22 protein-coding genes and 1 pseudogene are annotated in these 22195 nt (G+C 71.3%); 5 read left to right on the top strand and 18 right to left on the bottom strand.

Annotated features, from left to right (window positions below; translation table 11 throughout):
* Positions 1-14 precede the first annotated feature (14 nt).
* The 15 genes from K6U06_RS12360 to K6U06_RS12290 all read right to left on the bottom strand — a co-directional run bounded on the left by K6U06_RS12360 (position 15) and on the right by K6U06_RS12290 (position 13453).
* Complete coding sequence (locus K6U06_RS12360) at positions 15-584, bottom strand: hypothetical protein (protein ID WP_262322240.1); 570 nt, start codon at positions 582-584, stop codon at positions 15-17.
* Positions 581-3400, bottom strand: coding sequence for a BTAD domain-containing putative transcriptional regulator (locus K6U06_RS12355; RefSeq protein WP_262322239.1), 2820 nt, complete (start codon positions 3398-3400; stop codon positions 581-583). The genes K6U06_RS12360 and K6U06_RS12355 overlap by 4 nt, the downstream gene beginning before the upstream one ends.
* A 1-nt stretch (position 3401) precedes the next feature.
* Entirely contained in the window at positions 3402-3827 is a 426-nt protein-coding gene (locus K6U06_RS12350) for a pilus assembly protein TadG-related protein (RefSeq protein ID WP_262322238.1), read from the bottom strand.
* Positions 3824-4216, bottom strand: coding sequence for a TadE/TadG family type IV pilus assembly protein (locus tag K6U06_RS12345; RefSeq protein WP_262322237.1), 393 nt, complete (start codon positions 4214-4216; stop codon positions 3824-3826). Before K6U06_RS12345 ends, K6U06_RS12350 begins: the two co-directional genes overlap by 4 nt.
* A gap of 77 nt (positions 4217-4293) precedes the next feature.
* A complete protein-coding gene (locus K6U06_RS12340) occupies positions 4294-4875 on the bottom strand; it encodes a TadE/TadG family type IV pilus assembly protein (protein ID WP_262322293.1) in 582 nt (193 codons plus the stop codon).
* A 277-nt stretch (positions 4876-5152) separates the two neighbouring features.
* On the bottom strand, positions 5153-5356 hold the full coding sequence (locus tag K6U06_RS12335; protein ID WP_262322236.1) for a hypothetical protein: 204 nt from the start codon (positions 5354-5356) through the stop codon (positions 5153-5155).
* Positions 5357-5391: 35 nt separating this feature from the next.
* A complete protein-coding gene (locus K6U06_RS12330) occupies positions 5392-6297 on the bottom strand; it encodes a type II secretion system F family protein (RefSeq protein ID WP_262322235.1) in 906 nt (301 codons plus the stop codon).
* On the bottom strand, positions 6294-7157 hold the full coding sequence (locus tag K6U06_RS12325; protein ID WP_262322234.1) for a type II secretion system F family protein: 864 nt from the start codon (positions 7155-7157) through the stop codon (positions 6294-6296). Before K6U06_RS12325 ends, K6U06_RS12330 begins: the two co-directional genes overlap by 4 nt.
* Positions 7154-8527, bottom strand: coding sequence for a CpaF family protein (locus K6U06_RS12320; RefSeq protein ID WP_262322233.1), 1374 nt, complete (start codon positions 8525-8527; stop codon positions 7154-7156). Before K6U06_RS12320 ends, K6U06_RS12325 begins: the two co-directional genes overlap by 4 nt.
* Positions 8524-9291, bottom strand: coding sequence for a hypothetical protein (locus K6U06_RS12315; protein ID WP_262322232.1), 768 nt, complete (start codon positions 9289-9291; stop codon positions 8524-8526). The genes K6U06_RS12320 and K6U06_RS12315 overlap by 4 nt, the downstream gene beginning before the upstream one ends.
* Positions 9292-9458: 167 nt before the next feature.
* On the bottom strand, positions 9459-10040 hold the full coding sequence (locus K6U06_RS12310) for an SAF domain-containing protein (RefSeq protein ID WP_262322231.1): 582 nt from the start codon (positions 10038-10040) through the stop codon (positions 9459-9461).
* Between the two features lie 140 nt (positions 10041-10180).
* Complete coding sequence (locus K6U06_RS12305) at positions 10181-11071, bottom strand: hypothetical protein (RefSeq protein ID WP_262322230.1); 891 nt, start codon at positions 11069-11071, stop codon at positions 10181-10183.
* Positions 11053-11574 carry a hypothetical protein gene (locus tag K6U06_RS12300; protein ID WP_262322229.1) on the bottom strand — a complete coding sequence of 174 codons (522 nt, stop codon included), beginning with the start codon at positions 11572-11574 and terminating at the stop codon, positions 11053-11055. The genes K6U06_RS12305 and K6U06_RS12300 overlap by 19 nt, the downstream gene beginning before the upstream one ends.
* A 205-nt stretch (positions 11575-11779) precedes the next feature.
* Positions 11780-12136, bottom strand: a complete 357-nt coding sequence (locus K6U06_RS12295; protein WP_262322228.1) for a winged helix-turn-helix transcriptional regulator — start codon at positions 12134-12136, stop codon at positions 11780-11782.
* Positions 12137-12427: 291 nt separating this feature from the next.
* Positions 12428-13453: a hypothetical protein gene (locus K6U06_RS12290; RefSeq protein WP_262322227.1), complete on the bottom strand. Its 1026-nt coding sequence runs from the start codon at positions 13451-13453 to the stop codon at positions 12428-12430.
* 112 nt (positions 13454-13565) lie between these two features.
* Here K6U06_RS12290 and K6U06_RS12285 point away from each other — a divergent pair, with 112 nt between their 5' ends.
* Positions 13566-14267 (top strand): TetR family transcriptional regulator, encoded by a 702-nt coding sequence (locus tag K6U06_RS12285; RefSeq protein ID WP_262322226.1) that lies wholly within the window; start codon positions 13566-13568, stop codon positions 14265-14267.
* A 603-nt stretch (positions 14268-14870) separates the two neighbouring features.
* On the opposite strand, the gene K6U06_RS12280 is transcribed toward K6U06_RS12285, so the two are convergent.
* Positions 14871-15197, bottom strand: a complete 327-nt coding sequence (locus K6U06_RS12280; protein ID WP_262322225.1) for a hypothetical protein — start codon at positions 15195-15197, stop codon at positions 14871-14873.
* 256 nt (positions 15198-15453) lie between these two features.
* On the opposite strand from K6U06_RS12280, the gene K6U06_RS12275 reads away from it, so the two are divergent.
* On the top strand, positions 15454-15849 hold the full coding sequence (locus K6U06_RS12275; RefSeq protein WP_262322224.1) for a hypothetical protein: 396 nt from the start codon (positions 15454-15456) through the stop codon (positions 15847-15849).
* A 489-nt stretch (positions 15850-16338) separates the two neighbouring features.
* Here the strand turns inward: K6U06_RS12275 and K6U06_RS12270 are convergent, their stop codons facing one another.
* Positions 16339-16683 carry a DsrE family protein gene (locus tag K6U06_RS12270; RefSeq protein WP_262322223.1) on the bottom strand — a complete coding sequence of 115 codons (345 nt, stop codon included), beginning with the start codon at positions 16681-16683 and terminating at the stop codon, positions 16339-16341.
* Positions 16684-18401: 1718 nt separating this feature from the next.
* Here K6U06_RS12270 and K6U06_RS24705 point away from each other — a divergent pair.
* Positions 18402-18623: pseudogene (locus K6U06_RS24705) on the top strand (integrase core domain-containing protein); the annotation flags it as partial.
* 238 nt (positions 18624-18861) lie between these two features.
* On the opposite strand, the gene K6U06_RS12265 reads toward K6U06_RS24705, so the two are convergent.
* Positions 18862-21063, bottom strand: coding sequence for an MMPL family transporter (locus K6U06_RS12265; protein ID WP_262322222.1), 2202 nt, complete (start codon positions 21061-21063; stop codon positions 18862-18864).
* 126 nt (positions 21064-21189) lie between these two features.
* On the opposite strand from K6U06_RS12265, the gene K6U06_RS12260 reads away from it, so the two are divergent.
* Both K6U06_RS12260 and trxA read left to right on the top strand, forming a co-directional pair.
* Positions 21190-21597, top strand: a complete 408-nt coding sequence (locus tag K6U06_RS12260) for a DUF302 domain-containing protein (RefSeq protein ID WP_262322221.1) — start codon at positions 21190-21192, stop codon at positions 21595-21597.
* Entirely contained in the window at positions 21594-22022 is a 429-nt protein-coding gene (gene trxA / locus K6U06_RS12255; protein ID WP_262322220.1) for a thioredoxin, read from the top strand. Before K6U06_RS12260 ends, trxA begins: the two co-directional genes overlap by 4 nt.
* The last annotated feature ends 173 nt before the right edge of the window (positions 22023-22195 follow it).

Below are 22195 nucleotides of genomic sequence, written 5' to 3'. Positions count from 1 at the left end.
CGGCCCGCGGCGACCTACCTGGCGGCGAGAACTGCGACCAGGGCGCCGAGCCACAGGCACGGTCCCGCCGGTATGGCGGGGGTTCGGCCCGGGCGGCAACCAGGGCGCCAGACCACGACGGCGACCAGGGCGATGACCCAGCCGAGGATCACCCCCGTGGAGAGCGCCAACCAGCTCACCCAGCCGAGCACGAGGCCGAGCAGGCCGCCCAAGGTGACATCGGCGAGGCCGAGCCGCTGCCCGCCGGCCACCAGGGCGATGGCGAGGTAGAAGCCAGCCACGGCCCCCATGGCGATGGCCGCGCGCCCGAGCGGCCACCACCGCCCGTCGGCTGCTGCCGCGGCGCCAAGAAGCGCCAAGCCGATCGGATAGGACGGCAGGAGCAGCAGGTTGGGCATCCGCAGCGTACGGGCGTCGATCACCACAGCGACCGTCACCACCATCCCGAAGTAGAGGTAGGCGGCAAGCGGCGCCGTCCAACCGAACCGCCATACGAGCGCAAACTCGACCGCGGCGATCGAGGTGAGGGTGAGCGCCCGCCAGGGTGCCGACGCCAGGGCGGGGGCGAGAGGGTCGCCGGTCACCGCGGCGAGCGCACTCGGTCGGGGCCCGGCCGGGGCTGCTGGTCGGCCGTGAGCTGATGGTAGAGGCCGGCGGTGGCGGACTCGACGTCGAGGTCGAGTTCGGCGAGGCGGCCCTGGAGGAGGCGCCAGACGTCGGTGACCGCGCTGGGACGGCCGTGGGCGGCGTGGAGGACCATGAGACGCCGGTAGGGCTCCTCGGCGTAGCGGTCCCGGGTAATGGCCTGTTCGAGGACCTCGACCGCGGCGTCGGGGCGCCCGGTCTGCTCCTCGAGCTCGGCCAGGCGCAGGTGGGCGTCGAGGGACCGGCGGTGCAGGTCCTGGCGGACCGGCTCGACCCAGGGCCGGTCCATCCCGGCCAGAAGGTCGCCCCGGTAAACCTCGACCGCCCGGCGCAGCGCGGCCCGGGCGACCTCGTCGTCGTCGGCCCGGGCGGCCTCGCCGAGGGCGGCCTGGAACTCCCACAGGTCACAGGCGATCTCGGTGCTACACGGCCGGTAGTGCTCGCCGGCCTTGGTGAGCACCTCGAGGTCGCCGCCACCGGCTTCTCGGAGCCGGGCCCGCAGGTCGGAGAAGGACCTCCAGAACTGGCCGTGGACCCGGCCGGGCGCGGTGTCGGGCCACAGGGCGTCGACGGCCTCGTCGCTCGTCGCGCCCTCCGGGCGCAGCAGGCACCAGGCGAAGACGTCGCGGGCCCGGCTGCGCAGCCCGGTCACCACCGCCTCGCCGTGCACCGCCACCTCGAAGTGGCCGAACATCCGCACGGCGATCGGCCGCTCCGCCTGCCGGTCGCCGCTTCCGTTCGCTGAGAGAGACGGTGACGGCTCGGGCCACGGTTCGCCGGGGTCGTCGGTTGATAAGTCGTCGGTTGACGGGCCGTCGGCCCGCAAGGGGATGACGGTGGCGTTGGTGGCGAAGGGTTCTTCGTCGAGGTCGCCCTCGCCGGCCACCTCGGCGACCGCGGCGATCACCTCGGTCGCCTCGTCGGCGCGCAGCCCGAACAGCTGAGTGCCGAGCAGCGCTCCGAGACGGTCAACCGGCGTGGCGTCGAGCACTCGGCGGGCGGCGTCCATGCGCAGCTGTCCGGCGGCGATCGGCGACGGCGCGAGGGACACGACACAGATGGCCAGGCGGGGGGCGTCGGCGACGAGCGCGGCCCACCGGCCGAGTGACTCGGCGGGCAGCGTGTCGAGGAGCACGAGCAGCAACGGCAGCGGGTTCTCGGGGTTCTCGGCCCGGAACTGGGTGGCGTCGGCCGCTCCGGCGGCCTCGAAGCGCCGGCTGCGGGCGACGCGCTCGGACTCGACGGCCCGGGCCGCCTGGTCGGTGGTCACTAGCCGACGGATGGCGCGGTTCGGATCCAGGCCGGGCAGCAGTCGCTCGGCGAGGTCGTCGGTGAGGAGCACCTCGGCCGCGCCCGGCTCGGCCCGGACCAAGAGCGCGGCGAGCAGGGCGCGGGCGACGTCGTCGACACCCGGGCCGACGAGGGCGACGCCGGAGAGGTCGGTGAGCTCGATGGTCACGACCTCGTTGCCGCGCGACGCCACGTCGAGGTGGCCGGGGTCGCCGATTCGTTCCTCCTCGCCGACCGGCATGACCGGGACCGGACCCGACCCGTCGAGCGGCGCGGTCGCCGCAGCCGCTTGGCGCAGGTGGTGGATGGTGGGGCGGGCCGGCTCGGTGGCGAGGGTGCGGCCCGGCTCGGGTGGCCGGTAGCGGTAGGCGTGGCGGCGACGGAGCCGCCCGATGGCAACGGTGGCGGCCACAGCGGCGGCGAACGAGCCGGCGACGACCGAGCCTGACGGCAGTCGCACCGGTTCTCCGCTGCGATCGACGGGCTCCGCGTCGACGCGGTGGGGGGCCGTCGTCGGTGACAGCTCGGACGGCGTCGTGGTCGGCGGAGCCCCGGTGCTGGGCGACGTGGTCGGTGGCGTGGTCGCCGGTGGGGATGTTGACGGGGGCACTGTCGCCGGACGCACGGTGGCGGGCGACTGGTGCGACTGGCTGGTCGGCGGTGCCGGCGTCGAGGCGGACCCGGCGGCGGCTGGGGCGGGCAGGAGGAGCGTCCAGCCGGGGTCGATCCAATGCGGGTCGGTGAGCGTGACCCCGCCGGGCTGGGGTCGATCCTCGTTGAGCTGGAAGATCTCCGACCAGCGCAACGGGTCGCCGAGCTCCCGCTCGGCGATGCCCCACAGGGTGTCGCCGCGCTGGACGATGTAGGTGGCTGGGGCGGCCGTCGGGACGGGTGCCATGGCCGACGCGTCGGCGCCAGGCGGCGCGTCGGTGGTGGTCGCCCGTGCAGGGATGGGCGGCGCGGGGGCCGGCGCAACGGGGCGGGTTGCGGCGGCGAGGTCGGTGTCGGTGATGGTGCCGTCGTTGGCGACGAGCGTCGCGACTGGCGGCCGGAGGCTGATCGCGGCCATCCCGCGTCCGAGAGTGCCGGTGTGCGCGGGCCGCGGCGCCAAAGCGAGGCAGGCCACGACGACCGCGGCGACGAGGCGGCCAGTGACGGGCTGGAAGACGCCGGCGATAGGGAGCCTCGGGGCGCGCCGGCCGCCGAGCGCGGCGGGGATCTCGGCAGCGACCGAGGCGACGAGGACAGCCCAGGTGATCCACACGACGACTGCGAGCGCTTCGACGAGGGTGCGTGCTGGGATGCCATGGCGGGTGACGGCGTGGCCGATCGTCGACAGCGAGGGGATGTGGTGTGGGAGGGGCCAGCCAACGAAGTGCCACAGGACGAGCGGGACGCCGGCGACGAGCGCGGCGAGGAGCACGAGTGCGGCGAGGCCTTTGGCGGCAGCGGCGAGGCGGCCCATGTCAGGGGCCCTGCTGGGCGGTGGCGCTGCCCGAGCCGGTGGCGGTGAGCTGGTTCACGCCGACGATCGAGAGGATCTGGGTGGGCCGGGTGATGGTCACGGTGACCGTGACGGTCTCGCCGGTGACGGTCACGGTGCCGTGCTCGCCGGCCGCGGCGAGGAAGCTTTGGGCGTCGGCGATCGCCTGGGAGGTGTCGAGGGTGATCTGGCCGGTTTGGCGGTAGAGGGGGATGTCGATGGCCTGGGCTCCGGCTCTGGCCGCGGCTTGGGCGTCGTCGACGGCGCGCACCTTGGCCGCCAGCGCGAGGCCGCCGTCGGTGACGAGGCCGGCCATGGCGAGGATTGCCAGGGTGAAGATGACGACGAAGGCGGTGACCATCCCCGCTTCACCGTCGCCGAGCCGAGCCCGCAGGCGGCTGTATGTCATGGCCCGGGGATGGAGCGGTAGGTGTCGATGACCGAGGTCGCCGTCGAGGCGATCGACTGGGTGGCGGGCAGGCGCAGCCCGGTCAGGTCGCCGAGGGTGACCGCGCAGGTGACGGTCACCGTGACCGAGCCGCCGGGGGCGAAGGCGCCGGTATCGGTCGCGACCTGGAGGTCGGCGCAGGTGACGTGGTCGGAGCCGAGCGCAGAAATAGCGGTCTGGCGCGCCTCGACAGTGGCCTCTGCGGGCGTAGTGGCGATGGAGGCCGCCCGGGCGGCCTGGGTGGCGGCGCCGTCGACGTTGATGCGCGCCCCGGCCAGGCGGCCGAGGGCGACGACGAACAGCAGCAGGAGGATCAGCAACGGCGTGAGCAGCACCAGCTCGGTGGTCACCGACCCCCGCTCGTCCCCAAGTCCCCGGCAGCGACCTGCCCCGCAGCGACCGGCGGTCGCGGTCACCGCGCGGGCGCTCACGGCCCGGCTCCGGCCGCGGTCACGGTCGCGGGCGGCTCGGTCGGGCCGACGGCGGTGGCACGTACCGGCAGGGTGAACATGCCGACGACGCTCTCGGCGTGCCCGCTGACCACCACCGTCGTGGTGACTCCTGTGCGGATAGCGGTCACTTGCGGGGCGACGAGGACGCCGGTGCCGAGCTGGTCGAGGATGGTGCGGGTCTCGGCGGTGCCGGCCTGGGCGGTCTCACCCTGGAGCCGGGCGACTGAGAGGCCTTGCTGGGCTGCCGCTTCGGCGATACCGGTGGCGTGCTCCCACAGGGCGAACTGGACGACACCCAAGATGAGCAGCAGCAGCAGCGGGGTGGCGATGACCAGCTCGGCTGCGACCGCGCCGCTCTCACCGCCCCAGCGTGGAAACCGCCGAGCGCGCCGGTGCCGTGCCGGCCGCCATCGACAGCGTGGCCGCAACCGTCGAGCGCGAGCGGAGGAGGAGCTTGTAGGGATTCCGCGAATATGTCGGTTGTGGCAGGCTTCTTGTCGGTTCGGTCCAGGGAGAACATCGTTCGGTTCCCTTCTCCGTCGCGACCGAAAGACCATCGACTTGTCGGTTTCCTCGGTCATGGTCGGGACTTCTCATCTGGCCGACGCGAGTTGGACGTCGCCGCGTGTCGGCGGGTGTGGCTCTGGGGCGAGTCGCGAAGTAGCTGGTCAACGCCGTGACCTGCGTCCATGCACGGGCGCTCGGATCGGGCGGGAGGTGACAGGAGGCGGCTTGCAACCGACATGAATCCAGCCGCGAGCGACACGCCACCGACAAGAAGACGGCCCAACCGACATGAATTCGGCCTCCCTACAGAGCTGTCCACCGTTGGGGTCAGGGGCCGGTGGTGATGCTGTTGGCCTTGGCGACGACCTTGGCGACGATGATGCCGACGGCGGTGAGGGCCAGCGCGGCGAGGAGGGCGGTGACGATCACCGTCTCGGTGGAGTAGGCGGCCTCGGGGTCGGCTCGCAGCGCCTGCCATCGGGCGAAGAGCACCCCGATGAGGTTCTTGAGGACGGTCAGCTCGGGGAACACGGTATTGGCCTTCTTTCTGTTTGTTGGATGGATGGTCAGACGCTGTGGAGGACTCGTTCGACGGCGGGGAAGCCGATGAAGAACAGGAACCCGGCGAAGAGCAGCACGATGGGCAGGCTCATCCGTTCGCTGGCGGCCTGATCGGCGGTCTCGGCTTCGGCGAGCTGGTGTGTGCGAAGCGAGGTGGCCTTGGCGGCCAGGCTGGCGCGGACCCTGGCGCCTTCGGTGCCGGCCAGGGCGACCGAGGCGGCGAGCTCGGACAGCTCCCCGACGCCGAGCTCGACCCCGAGCCGTCCGAGCGCGGCCCACGGTGCTTCGCGGGCGAGGCGCGCCTGGTCGAGGGCTCGGCGCAGGTAGGCGAACGGCCAGCCGGCCCCGATGCTCGCGGCGTCGCCGAGCGCGCTCTCGACCCCGCCGCCGCCAGCGAGGGCGACCACGACCAGGTCGAGGAAGGAGCTGAGCGCATGGCGGAAGTCGCGGCGTCGTCGGGTGGCGTCGGTGTGGATGCCAAGGTCGGGGATCACGAAACCGACCACTGCGAGCACCAGCGCCCCCCAGACCGGCACGGCGAGCGGCAGGCGCGCTCCGCCGAGGGCCAGCAGTGCGGCCATGGCGGGGACGACGAGCAGGCCGACCAGGCTGAGGGTGATTTTCTCGGCCAGGTGACGCTCGGTGCTGCGCTCCAGCACCGCCAAGTCCTGGCGGATCCTGCCCGGTACCAGCCAGCCCGCCCCGACGCGGCCGAGCAGCCCGGCGACCGGCGCGCCGACCCGGGCGGCGATGCCGCCGTCGGCGACCGGGGCGAGCACCGGGGACGCTTGTGGTACTCGTTTCAGTTGGGCGAGGGCATCCGCGAGCGACGGTCGGGGCGGGAACAGGCCGCGCACCACCAACCACAACCCGAGCCCGGTGCCCGCTCCGAGCAACAGGGCGGTGATCACGGCCGGACACCGTGGGCGACGGCCGGCTCGGCGTGCCCGGCGGCGAGGAACCGTTCGGGGGCGGCCGGGCGGGTCATGCGCGACAGCCAGGTGAACGCCCCGGCGAACATCGCCCCGATCATGAGCAGCACGAGCTGGCCGACGGCGGTGTCGTAAGGGGAGAGATAGGAGCGGTTCAACACGGCGAGGCCGAGCGCCAATCCGGCGGTCACCCCGAGAACGACTTTGACCGAGGTACGCGCCCGGGCCCGTCCGGCTTCGACCCGCAGGCGCATGGTGGCCTGGTCCCGGGCGGCTTGGGCGAGCGAGCCGAGCAGCTCGCCGAGCCGGGACGCCTGATGCTCCGCCGCTAGCACCAACGCGGCGACGACCAGGTCCATGGTCGGGTCGGCCACCTCATCCGCGAAGCCCCGCAGCGCCGGGGCGAGCCGCTCGCCGTCGAGGCGGACCGCCAAGGTGGCGACCTCGGCCCGGATCGCAAGCGGCGCGACCGGTGCGGTGGCGACGATCGCCTGCTCCAACCCGGCGGCGCCGGCCATCGTGTCGCGCAGCATCTCCGCCCACCCGGCCACCGCCTCCACCCGGGCCAGCCCCCCGGCACGTCCCTTCGGTCCCGCGAGCAGGCCCGGCAGCCCCCACCCGGCCAGCCCGGCCAGGAGCGCCCCGACCGGCCAGCCCGTCGCCGCCCCGACGAGCACCGCAGCACCAGCGGCGAGGCCGAGGCGCAACGTCGCCCGCTCGGCCCTCGGACCCGCCGACGCTCTAGTCCGGCGGGGAAGGCTGACACCGTGCCAGCCGGCCCAGACCAGCACCAGCCCCAGCCCGACGCCGGCCCCGAGAAGCCCGGCGAGGGCGGTCACTGCTCCCACCACCCCTCCGGCCGTTCCAGCAGGCCAGGGTCGAAACCGACCGCTACCAGCTGGTCGAGGGTGTCATTGCGAAGGGGGGCGCCCGGCACCGCCCGACGGCTGTGGTCGGGCCGGAAGACCTCGTTCGAGGCGACCATCGGGCCCTCCGCCCCGGTCACCTCCCGGATCGAGGAGACCACCCGGCGCTCACCGTCGCGTGCGAGGTGGATGACGAAGTGCACGGCGTTAGCGACGAGCAGGTTCGTCGCCTCCAAGGGGAGGCGTTCGGGGGCTTGGATGGCGTAGGTGGCGAGCTTGGAGAACGCACCCCGCGACGACGAGGCGTGCAGGGTGGCCATCGACCCGTCAGTGCCCTGGCTCATGGCGTTGAGTAGAGCGAGGACCTCATCGCCTCGGGCCTCGCCGACGATCACCCGGTCAGGTGACATGCGAAGCGCCCAGCGCACCAGCTCCGCCAGGCTGACCCCGCCCTGGCCTTCGAGGTTCGCCTCCCGGGATTCCAAGGCGATGCAGTCCGGGTGCAGGTCGGGGTAGCGGTCCAGGCCGAGCTCCAAGGAGTCCTCGATGGTGATCAGCCGCTCCGAGGCCGGGATGTCGGCTGCCATCGCCCGAAGGAGGGTGGTCTTGCCTGCCCCGGTCCCCCCGCAGATGATGCAGGACTTCTTCGCCGCCATCAGCGCCCGGAGGAACTCGCGAAGCGCGATGTCGACGGTGCCGGTCGCGATCAGGTCGTCCAAGGTGACCTTCAGGTAGCGGTGCCGGCGGATCGATACGCACGGCCGGGCCGCCACCGCCATCAACGCGAACAGCCGGGAGCCGTCGGGCAGCTGCAGCGAGATCCGGGGCGATCCCCGGTCGAAGCGCCGCTCGCCGATCCCGACGCGGGCTGCCGCGGTGCGCAGCATGTCCTCCAGCTCGGCGTCGGACTCCGCGATCGGTTCCGCCTGCTCCCGGCGTCCGTCGGCGTAGCGGACCCACACCACATCACAGCCGTTCGCGTTGATGTTCTCGATCCCCGGGTCGTCCAGCAGGCGCTGCAGGCGGTTCAGGCGGAACAGCGCGTCGAAGACTGCCCGGGCGAGGCGGTCCTCGCCGACCCCGGACATCACCGTGTCCCCGGCCGACAGCGCTTGGCGGGCCCGGCGCTCCAGGGCCTCGGCGATCAGCTGGCGACCCAGCGCCTGCTCGTCGGCCGGACCGAGTGGTAGGCCTCCGGCCGCCTGGCGGGCCGCGGTGCGCTCGGTCAGCGCGGCGAGTACGTCGGCTCGCAGGCCCTCCACCAGGTCCCGGTCAGCCGCCGGGCCACCAGCGCCTCCCCCGGCTGCGAGCAGATGGCCCAGCGACTGGTGCTCGGTGGTCACCGCGCCACCTCCCCACCGGGCGAGCTGCCATTGGTGCGTACGCCGTCCCAGGCGGCGGCGTCCCAGGCGGCGGCGTTCCCGTCGCTGGTGCCCGCGGTCGCAACAGCTGCGGGCGCCCGGAACCGCCGCAGCAATCGGGTTCGCGTGGCGCCGGATGGTGGCGGCGTCTGGTCGAGGCCGCCCTCGGGCACCAGATCCGGTGCCGTCTCGTCCACGAGGGTCTCGGCGAGGCTCCGGGCCGCACGCACCAGCGGGGAGAGCCGAAGCCGCCGGTCCGACGCCGACACCGCGGTCAGCAGCTCGGCGGCCTGGGGGTCCCAGGGGATCCGTCCGAGCACGTCGACGCCGAGCGCCTCCGTGATCTCGGCGTCGGGATAGGGGCCGTCGCCGACCAACACCAACGCGAGGCTCGCCCGCAGCCGGCTGTCCGGGTCGACACGGGTCTCGACGAAGGTGGCGAGGGACTGCAGGTCGGCGAGCCTGGGCCGGACGGTGAGCACGACCCGCCCCGCACCGCCGACAACCCCAGGCAGGGCCGTGGCGGAGTCGACGCGGCCGGGGTCGATGCGGCCGGCGTCGACCAGCACGTCCGCGTCGAGCTCGCCGAGCCGGTCCAACAGCCCGCGCAGCATCCCCGCCGAGCTGCGGACCTGGCTGGCCGACGCCGGTGCCGCCAGCACCGCGACGCCGCCAGGCAGCTGGTGGCAGTGCGCCCAGATCGCCTCCGGGTCGGAGTCGCGCCGGGCGGCAGCAGCGAGCGTCACCAGGCTCGGTTCCCCCGCCCACCCCGACGCGGCCGCCAATGAGCCGCCGGCAGGGTCGAGCTCTATTACCACAACGCGGCGCCCCGCCGGCCAGGTGGCCGCCAACGCGACCGCCGCAGTCGTCGTGCCGCACGAGCGGACCGACCCAAGTACGACGGCACCCATGGTCAGCTTCCCGCCCCGACCTGGACCAGGCTCGCGTCGCCCGCCGCCGCGAGCGAGGCCATCCCGTCCGCCTCGCTCGATGCCACCTGCAACGAGAACACCGTGTCCGCGTTCGAGGAGGCGACAGCCGCCTGGACACCGAGCACCGTGGCGTCGACCGGGCCTCCCGACACTGTCGGGGTGCTCGACGCGGAGGTGACCACCGGGACGATCTGCACCCGGTCGCCCTGGGCGAGGTCAGGGGGGAACAGCCCCGCCTTCAGCGCGACCGCGACGACGTCCGCACCCGAGGCCGCCGGGGAGACGGTACCGATGTCGCCGGGGACGAGCAGCGCCCCCGCCACCAGGGGCACCGCGACCGGCCGGCCCACCACGCCCGCCTCCTCTCCTGCCGGCACCACCGCCAGCCCGGCGCCAGTCGACACCCGCACCGACCGCAGGTCTCCGGCAGTCAGGACCTGGCCGACTGCGACCGGCTGCGCGACAGCGAGGACGTCTTGGTGGCTCGCCAGGCTCAGCGACGCGTCGGCGAACCCGAGGGCGCAGCCGACCACCAGCAGCACCCCCACCACGACCAGCGGCATCTGGCGCCGGCGACCCGAGCCCCCTCGGGGACCGCCACCAAGGCGGCGGCCCGGCTTTCCCCCAGTGCTGGCGCCGCCGGCCGCAGGGCGGCCGTTGGTCGAGGGTCGAGACGTCGTGATCGCCATGGGCCTGCCTTTCCTCAGCCGCCTCCGCTGCTCGCCGTGTTGATCGCCTGGGACTGGACGACATGCACCGTCACCCGGGCCGGCGGTCCGGCCTGGACGCCGAGAGTCCCTCCGCCCGCCGCCCCCGCCGCGCTCCACGTCACCGACCAGTAGGTCGTCGCCGTCACCGTGTAGGTGCCGGCGGTCGTCCACGTGTACGAGCAGCTCGACGACGCGTTCGGCGCCGACGGGTCATACGGCGTGCCGGGACCGTCGCAGGTGACCGTGGAGCCGTCGCCCATCACCCAGACCACCTTCGTCGGCGTCGCGGTTGCCGTCGTCGTCACCGCCCCCGCCGTCGCCGACGCGCTCACCGGCCGCCAGCCAGCCGGGTTCACCCACAGCCAGGTCGCGACGCGCACCAGCTGGGAGGCGCCGTCGGGCGGGGCCATCTCGATCACCGGCGACGAAAGCGGGAGAGTCTTCGCGGCCTGCTCCGCCACCACGATCGGCGCGACCTGCACGGTGACCGCAACCGGCTTCGCACCGGAAACCCAAAACGGCGGCATCGGGTCGATCACCCCCGGCCCCGCGCACACCGGGATGATCCACTGGCCCGGCGTCGGCCCCCCGGCGCCGAGGGTCTGCTGGGCCTGCGGGTCGGCGGTGTAGGTGCATCCGTAGGGCTGGTTCGGGTTCGGCTTGTCCGCCGGCGGATCGGGCTGGGCCCGAGTCGCCCAGGAGGAGCTCGACGGCGGGGTCCACTCGGTCACGCCGGCCTGCACCGTCAACTGCCCGCCCGACACCTGCGCGTTCGAATAGTTGTCCTGGCCATATCCGTCGCCCGCCCACGCCGGCTCTGCGCCAACGACCAGGATCGTCGCGGCGACTGCGGCCGTGGTGGCGATCATGAGCCCGGCGCGCATGACCCCTCCGTCACGGTCTGCTTGGCAAGCTTCCACGAGCCGCCGGTCAGGTCGAGCGTGGCTCGGATCCCGTCGTTCTCCGGCGGCGTCACCGGCGGCACCGGCTTACCGGTCGCCTTGTACACGAGCTCAGTCGTGCTGTAGGCGCAATCGATCACCGTTGCGGTAGAGCCAGAAAGCGCGACAACCTTCGGGTGCAGGGTCACCGATCCCCGCCCGACGATCCCCTGACGCTGGTCGGCGAGCAGGTTCGCCTTCACAGATTGGAGCTGCGGGTCGACCATGGTCGTCGCAAGTGCCGGATCTGCGGGGTTCGCTGTCGCGAGAGCCTGCTCGAACGCTCCCGATGCCGCCCGGTAGGCGGAAAGGACAGCGATGGAGGTGGGGTCGAGCGTCGTCGAGATCGCTGAAGTGGTCGACGAGGTGGTCGCCTTGGCACGCGACCTTGATCCAGCCGAGGGATGGGCGGTGCCGCAAGCCGACAACAGGACCGACAGGCTCACGCCGACGGCGAGAATCTTCGAGTGACCACTTCGTCGACCAAGTCGCATGGGCGATGACCTCCACAGGAGCATGATCCCCACACCGTGGATGAGGGGTTGTCTCCTCCACTACCAGCCATACACCCGATCCAAAAGGCACTTCAACGAGAGCTGGCTCACCTCGAAGTGCCCGCCGGAACCGGAAAGAGAGTACAAGGGTGGCCATTCACCGACCGTCCGCCTTGACATCCCAGCGGTGGCGGGCCGCATCGACGAGGTCCCACTTCGCGTCCACCCACTGCCCAAGGGCGGCGAGCGGCTCGTCGAGGGATCGGCCAAGAGCGGTGAGCTCGTAGAGCGTCGAGGTGTCGACCCGCCCAGGATCGAGGGTACGGCCGATCAGGCCATCGCGCTCGGCGCGTCGCAGCGTGTCGGTAAGCACCTTGTGCGAGATCCCCTCCAGCGAGTCATGAAGATCCTGGTAGCGCCGCCCGCGATCGGAGAGCTCGGCGAGCACCGCCAGAGTCCAGCGCCCCCCGACCAGACCGACGAGGCGATGAGGTGGACGCCAACGGTCAGACATGTCGGCGAACGATCGTGTGCTGATCGCCTTCGGGTCCGATCTGTGGTCGGTCATGCCTCACCCGATCGACCGACCGGCGAGACACCACGCGCTGCGTATGTGAAGAGGAGGACCGCCAGCGCCGCTGGCCCGTAAACCGGCTGCCCGAGAGCCAGGGCATCCTGTCCAGTCAGCCGATGAACGACAGTGGATGCGACGGGTCCAGCTTGGCGGAGACAGGGAGCTGGGAAGGATCGACCAGCTGTCTCGACGTGCGGCGCGACCGCTGGCGCGTGTTGCCGGCCGAAGCCGTCAGCCGACCGTGCCGGAGTCATCGCGCACCACGCTCACTGGGCGCTCGGAGCCCTTCCCCGCAGCGCTCACCGCAAGGCGGTGGTGGACCGCGGAAGCGCCGGCGAGCAACGCCAGGCCACCGGCGGTCCAGGCGGCGAGGACCCACGCCGCCCCGGCAACCGAGTGGCCGGAGAAGTACTGGGCGCCGTGGAGCGCTTCGAGCGCGGCTCCTGGTGGCAGGGCGTGGCGCAGCGGGCGGAACAAGGCCGGCAAGAAGCCCCCGAGGCCCGCGGGGCCGCCGGTGGCGGGCATCCCAACGACCACGACCACGAGCGCCCCGAGCGCGGCGCCGGGGGGCCCGAGGGCCCGGGCCAGTCCTGCGGTCGCCGATGACACCGCGAGGGAGGCGAGCATCGCTAGGCCCCACAGTGCCAGGGGGTGTCCGACCAGCGCGCCGAGCCAGCCGTCTACCACCGAGGTGACCACCGAGCCCACCCCCACTGCGGCAGCGACGAGCGCCAGGGCCTGTTGGCCGGTGCCGGCCCGGCCCGCAGCGAGGCCCACCACCGCGCCCGCGCCGACGCTTGGGATAACGATCCCGAGGACCATCAGGAACGTCGACAGCCCGAGGGGGTCGCCAGCGCCGAGGGGAACGAGATCCTGGGTGGACACGGAGAGATGAGACGCGCCGGCGAGCGCCCCGAATGCGCCTTGGATGACCTGGCGGGGACCCTGGCCGGCCGCGCCGGCCACGTACAGGCGCGCCCCGCTTGGACTGGCCACGAAAGCCGCGTCCACCGCTCGGTCGCGCACCGCAGAGCGCGCCGCGGAGGCCGAGCGGTAGTAGCGCAGTGAGAAGGCGCCGGGGGCGTGCGCGCCCAGCCCGGCGGCGAGCAGGTGGCGCACCGGTGCGGGGGCGACCACCGCCACGGGCAGGTGGTGGGGCCTCGGATCATGCAGGGCGCCGACGAAGGACAGCGCGAAGCACCCCGACACCAGTGCCGCGCCGAGGACCGCTGCTCCAAGGATCCGGCGAGGTTGCATTTCGGCTCCTTTCCGCCGAGGACGAATGCCAACGGCCGTTGACCAGGATACGGCTCGATGGGATCGGAGTCAACACTGGTTGGCCAACGCACGGTGAGGTATGGTGATCGCCATGGCCAGTAGTGCGCCCACCGCCCCGACATCGGCCCCTGGCCCCTGGCCGAGGCCCGGGGCCCGCTCCGAGCGCAGCCGCCAGGCGATCCTCGACGCGGCGCGGGCCCGCTTCGCAGCCGAGGGCTACGAGCGCACGACGGTCAGGGCCGTCGCCGCAGACGCGGGGATCGACGCCTCGATGGTGATGCGCTACTACGGCTCGAAGGAGGGGCTGTTCGCCGCGGCCGCCGACATCGACCTGCGCCTGCCGGACCTGGATGGGGTCGAACCAGGGCGTCTGGGCGAGGTCCTCGCCCGCCACTTCGTCTCGCTGTGGGAGGGCGGGCGAGCCGACGACGCCTTGGTGGTGCTGCTCCGGACCGCCACCACCCACGAGGGGGGCGCCGAGCGCATGCGGGAGATCTTCAGGACCCAGGCCGTGCCCGCCGTCAGCGCGGTGGCGGGCGGCCCCGATGGTGAACGCCGAGCAGGGCTGGTCGGCGCCCAACTGCTAGGTGTGGCCCTGTGCCGATACGTGCTCAGGCTGGAGCCGATCGCCAGCGAGGACCCCGAGTCCCTCGTCGCCGACCTCGCCGGCAGCGTCCAGCGCTACCTCACCGGGCCGCTCGCAGCCGGGGGACCGGACGCTCTTGCCCATCCCACGCGAGGGTGGAGCAAGGGCCAGCCGCCCACCGGCCACGTACCACGATCACGCACCTAGAGCCGCGGTGGCGCGGCGCCCACCGTGCCGGTCGCCGATCCCGCTACGGGGCGGAGTCGAACGGCCCCGGTCAGGTGCTGAGGAGGCGTTCGGTCGACGGCGGAACAGCGACAGCGACAGCGGGCCAGGGGCGCCCGATCGCCGGCCAGCAGCACGATCAGCGCCCCTGAGGTGCCGAGGACTCCGAGCGCCATTGAGTAGGGCAGCTGCATGGCGCTGCCTAGTGCATGCCCTGTGCAGCACTCGAAGGCTGCCCACCTCGATGCACGAAACCGCAGCGTGCCGGCCCGCCCGTGCCCTGGCGCGCCGCCTTTTTGCCCTATGCGGGAGTTGAGTAGGACCCCACAAACTCACCCCATAAACCACAGGCCGCCGACCCAAACATGCTGGTCAGCGGCTTGTGCATATGCAAAGAGGCGCGAAAAATGCCCCTACTTGGTGGCGGGGGTTTAGGACCATCGTGTGACCCTCGGTCTCAGACGCGACGAAGCCGCCGGTCACGGCGTCTGCTCTATGCAGCCGCCTGGGCGGCCCCACTCGGCGCATGACCTCGACCGCCGAGTCCCGAGAACCCCGTCCCGGTGAGGGGCGCCGGGGGCCCCGTCAACCCACCCGCGGGAGCACCTCGAAGTAGCCGCCATCGAGCGACCCAAGAGTGTCGAAGTGCCGGTGATCCAGGCTGGCGATCGTACGCGTCCGATACCGGTCAGCCAGAACCACGCTCGACGCGTCCGCAACGCCAATCTCCTGGTCCTTGTAGTTGGCGATGACGTCACGGGGCGCCGCCGTGCCGGGCCGGGCGTCGTCGATGACGAGGACGGCGAAGCGGTGCCAGTCCCGGTAGTCGAGGGCGGCGCCCAGGTGACCGAGATAGGCGCCGGTCGGATCGAGCTCCCGGCGACTATGTGACCTTGTGCTCTGCTTGAACAAGCTCGCAGGGTGGTGAAGTGTTCAGGTGATCACATATTCGGCTTGGGACAGGAGGGCTGCGCTCGCCGGAGCGCTCATCGGTATGCTCGCGGCGGCCGGCTGCGGCTCGGTCGGCTACTCGGCCAGCGCCGGGATGATGGGCGGCAGCTCAGGTCCCTCTCCTGCTGCTACCGGGATGTCCTCCGGCCCCGGGGGCTACCACTTCCGCCGCCTGAGCTGTTCGACCCCCCCGTCGCTGCCGGGGAAACGAGTTGACGTGACCTTGGCTGACATGGGCATGACCCAAATGATGGGCGGCACCGCTCCAAGGGGGGCACTGATGATGTTGCACGCCACGCCGGATATCGTCGCTGCAGGACAGATCACGCTCGTTGCGTCCAACGTAGGCTGGCGCACCCACGAGCTGGTGATCCTCCCACTTGCCGCTGGTGCTACGGCCGGCCTGCGCGTGCCAGGCGGGGACGGCAAGGTCAGCGAGACAGGGAGCCTCGGCGAAGCGTCTAACAGCTGCACGAACGGGACTGGCGCAGGCATCACCGCCGGTACCGTCAGTTGGGTGACCATCACTCTCCCGCCCGGCCACTACGAACTGATCTGCAACTTCCCCAACCACTACGCCGACGGGATGCACCAAGAGCTCGATGTTATCTGAGCCCGGATTTGCGGAACCGAAGCGCCGGTTGACCCTGGCGTGTCCCTCAAAATTCCGGGAGGGCAGCGGTGAGGGTGAGGGGTCTCTGCAACACGGTGGAGAGTTGCTCTACGAGCGCTGATGGCGCGAGTCCCTTTCGATGAAGCCGGTTGCTCCCTCGGCCACCAAGTCGGGCCCTGCGATCCTCGAGTTGTTCGACAAGATGACGATCTTTGCGCCGGGGGACGCTCGGAACAGGTCGGCGAGAATGTCTTCCCTGCGGTGTCCGGGAGTGACAGGTCGAGGAGGATGGTGTCAGGTTTCAGCTCGGTTGCCGCCTTGACCGCGGCCCTCCGGTGTTTGGCCGCCGTCTGACCGCGCCCAGCATCTCGGGGTGGAGGGAAGTTGCTGATGGCTTCGTCGCCTGGAAAGGCAGCGGCCAGCGCCGAAGGGGCCGCCTGACGGGCTCAACGGGTTGCGCTCGGCGGTGCCGAAACCCCTGACAGAAGATCAGAAACTGAGCACCGTATAGCCCTGGCGAGCGTACTCCTCGACCTCTGCTCCTGCGGCGAGCAGCTCCAGTGGGCGCGTCGCAATTTCGGCGGCCACTCCGTACTGCTCGACGTTGGCCGAGCAGGCCTTCGCCCCGATACCAGCCGCACGGAGGGCGTCGAGCTGCTCATCGGCCGTCCCACTAGCTGCCAGCTTCACACCAGGCCCGAAGAAGAGGACGCGCACGTCCGCACCACGATTCGCTTTCATCCGCGCCGCCATCACCAAGCCAGGAAGCACCCTGGCAGGATCATCACTCAAGATCAAGAACGCCACCCTGGCTGGACTTGTTGTCGTGTTCATCGGTTTTCCTCCTCGGTAGGGTCAAGAGAGAGTTCTGTTCTGCCCGTCGGCATATCCACGAACGTTAGAACCGGCCGGTGCGCTGACGAGCCCGTCCGCTTGCGCTTCCCACATGCAGGCCCGCATTGGCTGCCCAGGCGCCAGCCAGCTCCATGCGGTTGGGACCACGCGAGGACGGCTATGACGGACACCGCGACGACGAGCCACGTCACTAACTCGTCGTGCACGAGGCCTCAGAGGAGGTAAGCAGCGGAGGCTGCCACCATGAGACGGGTGACGATACAGGACACGACATCAGGGTAATGGTTGGCGTCCTCGTATGGTCCTCGTCACCACCATTCGGCCTCTACGGCTCGCAGGTCCGGGCGCCCACGACCCATTCTGTGGCGTCGCTCCCCAGACCGCTCATTGGGTCCTCGGCGTCGAACCGGGTACGCGGCGAGTGCCTCAGCAATAATGGGGCGAACCTCGCGCTGGCGGCCTGGTTTCGCATCGAGGTAGCTCGAACGGGCCAGCCCCATGAGCAGGCGCTGGTGCACCCAGTCCTCGACGGCCTGCCGGACGCGGAGCCCGCTCCTGGTGAGTAGTCTCACAGCAGGAGACGCTGCCGCTTCGATCACAGACCTGACCCGTCAGGAGCGGCCGGCGAGAAGGGTCTCGGAGCGTCGTGCGGTGGCGGATCCACACCGAAGATCTGGGCGGCGGACCGGTTGACGACCGCCATCCCCAGGTAGGAGAGGGGCCTGCCAGCAGGCGAACACCATCCGCCGGCGGGTCGTAGCGTCTGGCGGAGATTAACGAAACCTATCCCGCTGGCCGCGCGGCAACTCGCCTGCTCGACCGCCGCACGCACGTATATGCGTCACCCGCACCCTGTGCGTGCCGATAATGTCACCATGGGCTGTGAGCCGGACTTTGACCGATGGCGGCGGCGCGCAGCGAGCGCCCGGGCCGTGACTCTCTTGGTCCTCTTCCGGGCGTATTGCGGGGTACTTCGGTTGGTCCGCCTCATCGGTCCGAGCGATACCGAGCTCGCGATCGAGATCGTCGTGCTGCGCCGGGGCGGCGGTGCTTCGGCGCCAGGTGCAGCTACCCGCGCTGGAGCCGGCAGAGAGCGGTGCTGGCCGCGCTGGCACGACTGCTCCGCGCCGCCGCCTCGAACGCTCCTTCGTCAAGCGTCGACCTTGCTGCACTGGCACCGGGACCTGGTCGCCAACCGCTGGGCCTACCGCGCGGCCGGCCCGGTCGACCGGCGATCCCGAGGGCACCACCGCCTTGGTGCTCCGACTGGCGAAGGAGAGCCCCAGTGGGGCTACCGCCGTATCCACGGCGAACTGGCCACCATGGGCATCGTCATCGAGCAGCTGGGTGACCTGAAGGGTCACGGCGTCGAACCGTCGCCGCGGCAGCACCGACCTGGGCGGAGTCCCTTGCCGCACAGGCGAAGGGGCTGATGGCGTGGGACTTCTTTCCATGTTGACACCGTTCTTATCCGCAGGCTCTACGTCCTCATGTTTACGACACGCTCTCGTACGGATCGCCGGCGTGACCGCGAAGCGGGTCTCCCGCCTGGGTGACCAGGAAGCCCGGATTCTCTCGATGTAACTCGCCGAACAAGTCAACGCCGTGAAGTTCCTCATCCGCATTCGTGACACCGTTCACCGCCTCCTTCGACGCCGTCTTCGCAGCGAGGGCGCCAGCGTGTTCACCACCCCCCGCCGAGCCCCCGGGCTAAGGCCGTCTGTGAGCGGGTCATCGGCACCATCCGGCGCAAGTGCCTCGACCGGATGCTCCTTTTCGGTCGCCGTCACCTCGAAGCAGTCCTTGCCAACTATGTCAAGCATTACGACCCCCACCGGCCCCACCGGCCCCACCGCCCCTCAGGCAACGACCGCCCGCATACTCCGATGCGACCCCTCCCACACCATCGGCGACGTTGACGCGGCCTGGCTACGAAGAGCCGATCGTCTGGTGGCCTCATCCACGAGTACCGGATGGTTGCCTGAGCGGGGCGGACGGGGTGCTCGGCACACCCACAAGGGGAGGCGAACCGGCCAGGTCGGAGGGACTACGCCGTGTCGGAGGTCTGGCATGCGACTCGCTTTCTGCTCGTCTGCATCGAAGAGCAGGACGGCCGGTGCGTCGGCCGTCCTGCTCACGATCACCGGATCGCTCCGGTCAGTGGGCGAAGCGGACGGTCGGCAGGATCCGACCGAGCCAGTGGGGTTGGTGCCATGCGGCGTGATGGGTGAGGCGCAGTAGCACCGGCAGGAGCACCAGGCGGACGACTAGGGCGTCGAGCGCTACGGCCACGGCGAGGATCACACCCATCTCCTTGGGGGCGAGCGGTCCAGAGAGGGCGAAGGTGAGAAACACTGCGATCATCACGGCCGCAGCTGAGACCACCACCCGCCCGGAGGTCTGGACCGATCCCACCATCGACTTTTCGGGGTCGGCGTGGGTCTCGTAGCGCTCCTTGGCCGCCGAGAGGAGGAACAGGGTGTAATCCATGGCGACGCCGAAGACCATCGCCCCGAAGAACAGCGGGCCCCAGGCGTCGACGAAGCCTTGCGGCGTGAAGCCCAACAGCCCCGACAAGTCCCCGTTCTGGAAGATCAGCCGGGCGATCCCGAAGGCGCCGGCAACCGAAAGCCCGGTGATCACCACCCCGCCGAAGGCCACCAGCGGCGCGCCGAGGGCGACCAGCAGCAGGATGAAGCCCATGGCCGCGAGCATCCCGAACACGATGGGCGTGCGGCTAGCCAGGGCGTGCTGCAGATCATGGTTTTCTGCCGCCGCCCCTCCGACCAGGGCGCCGGGAGGCAGGTTGCGGCGCAGCCGGTCAATGGTTGCACCCGTCGCCGCGGCGGACGGCCCGGTGGTGGGGACGACCTGGTCCATGGTCGAGCCGGCGTTGGTCGGGCCGGGCATCACGGCGGCGACACCGGGGGTGCGGCGTGCCGCTGCGAGGGCGGCAGCCTGCTCGCCGGCGGGCACCACCACCTGCAGGGTGCCGGGGAACCCAACTCCGTAGGCGGCGGAGACCTGGTTGTAGCCGACCCGGGCGTTGGAAGAAGCCGGGATGATCGTGATCGACGGCATGGATGTCCGCAGGCCGATCACCGGAGCGGCAGCGAGGAGAAGCACCACCAGCCCGGCGACGGCCGCCGGCCAGGGGTGAGCCCACAGCAACCGGCCCCAGGCGTGGAGGCGCTGCTCGAGCTTGTGCCCGGCGGGGAGGTCGGGGCCGCCCCGACGGAGGCGCACGCGCCCCGAGTTGATGCGGGTCCCGAGCTTGCCCAGCACTGCGGGGAGCAGGGTGAGGGTGGCGGCCAGCACGGCGAGGACCGACAGCATGATCCCTATGGCCATCGAGCGGAATGCGGGACTCGGCACGATGAGGATCGAAGCGAGCGAGGCCAGCACGGTGACCGCGGAGAACGCCACCGCCTTGCCGGCCGTGGCGAGGGTCTCGGCTGCGGCTGCGGCTGCGGCGCCACGGTCCCCGGGTTGAACTCCGCGATGCTCGAGCGCGGAGCGGAAGCGCACGACCAGGAACAGGGCGTAGTCGATCCCGAGTGCCAGGGAGAACATCAGCGCGAAGTTGAGGGCCCAGATCGACACCGGAGCGATGTGGTTGGCCAGCACCAGGGCGCCGGCGGCGACGAGCAGTCCGGCCATTGTCAGCATCAGGGGCAGGCCGGCAGCGATCAGGCTGCCGAACGCCACGGCCAGGATTGCCAACGTGACGGGCCAGGACAACATCTCCGAGCGGAGCATCGCCGAGTGGTTGGCCGAGTTGAAGTTGGCCCACAGGGCGCTGTCACCGGTGAGGGTGACGCTGATGTGGCTGTGGCCAAGGCGCGAGAGGGGTGTCGCAAGGTGATCGGCGGCGGTGACCATCTGGTTAGTGCTGGCGGCCGCGCCGGCGATTACCACAGCGGTGCGCCCGTCAGCTGAGATCGACGAGCCCGCCTGGGGGGGGACCACGGTCGAGACATCTTTGTTGGCGCGCAGGGTCGCTTCGACCTTGGAGAGCGTCGCAATTGCGGCCGGGTCCGCGGCGATCGGGCCGCTGCGGTCGACCACGACCACCTGCAGGGCGCTCGAGCCGAGACCGGAGAAGTCTCGGCGGATGAGCTGGCGGGCGTGCACCGATTGGCTGGTCGAGTCCTGCCAGCCGGCCCCGGCGAGCGCCGACTCCACCTTGGGAGCGAAGACGCCGAAGACGACCAGCACCATCAACCACACCACGAGCACGGGACGTAGGTGCAGGCCCGTCCAATGCCCGATCCTGGCGAACAGCCCTGTAGGCCCTTCACCTGCCTCGGGGTTGCCGGGCTTGGCCACCCTGGCCTGGGTCCGCTCAGTTGTCGACAACGGTCGTCCTCCTCGGTCTTCCCATGACTGAATCATACCCCCTGGGGTATGATTCATACAACCGGGGACCGCAGGTGCGCTGACCCGACCGATGGGTAAGTACCCCCAACCAAGGAGGAGCAAGCCATGGGATATGTCAAGACCATCACCCTCGACGCCACCTACGACGAGGCCGTCGCCAAGGTGAAAGAGGCGTTCAAAGCCAAGGGGTTCGGTACCCTCACCGAGATCGACGTCCGAGCCACGCTGCACGACAAGCTCGGCGCGGACATGGAGCCTTACCTGATCATCGGAGCCTGCAACCCCGGCCTTGCCAAGCGTGCCCTCGACGCCGATCGCCAGGTCGGGGCCCTCCTGCCGTGCAACGTGGTGGTCCGCCAAGGCGACAACGGCATCATCGTCGACGCGCTGGACCCGTCGATCTTGGCGACGGTCCCCGACAGCCCGGCGCTCGGGCCTATCGCCGACGAGGCAGCCCGTCTGATCGGCGAAGCCCTCACCGATCTGGCCGACGCCGACCGGGACCGCGGGTGAGCACCGTCGCCTGCCCGGCGTGCCATGCCCGCAACCGGGTGCCCGACGCCGCCGGCGGCACCCCCCGCTGCGCCAAATGCAAGGTGGCGCTGCCCTGGTCGGTCGAGGCGGGCGCGCCGTCATTCGATGCCGTGGTCGACACGTCGGTGCCGGTGCTGGTGGACTTCTGGGCCCCGTGGTGCGGGCCTTGCCGGGCGGTCAGCCCCACGGTCGAGGCCCTCGGCGCCGACCTGGCCGGCCGGCTCAAGGTCGTCAAGGTCAACGTCGACGACGCCCCCGGGCTCGCCGCCCGGTACGGGGTCCAGGGCATCCCGTGCCTCGTCCTGCTGCGCCACGGCGAGGAGGTCGACCGCCAGGTCGGCGCGGCAGGCCGCCCGGCGCTCGAATCGTGGCTGAGCCGGCACCTGGACCGGCCGGCCGCCTGAGGCCAGCGGGCCGCCTGAGGCCAGCGGGCCGCGTCAGGCCAGCGGGCCGCCATCGAGCGACGGCGCGCTAGCCAGAAGGTCCCTCGCCACCGGAGCCCATCGGCTGCTGGTGGGCGCGGCGGGACGATCCCGTCGCCCCCACCGGCAGCGTCGGCGGCCGACCCGGCCACGTG

Origin of the sequence: Acidiferrimicrobium sp. IK, assembly GCF_025499425.1 — a bacterium.
Lineage (GTDB): Bacteria > Actinomycetota > Acidimicrobiia > Acidimicrobiales > Palsa-688 > Acidiferrimicrobium.
The sequence above is the reverse complement of the archived record's forward strand: the minus strand, read 5'-3'. Positions and strand labels throughout refer to the sequence as shown.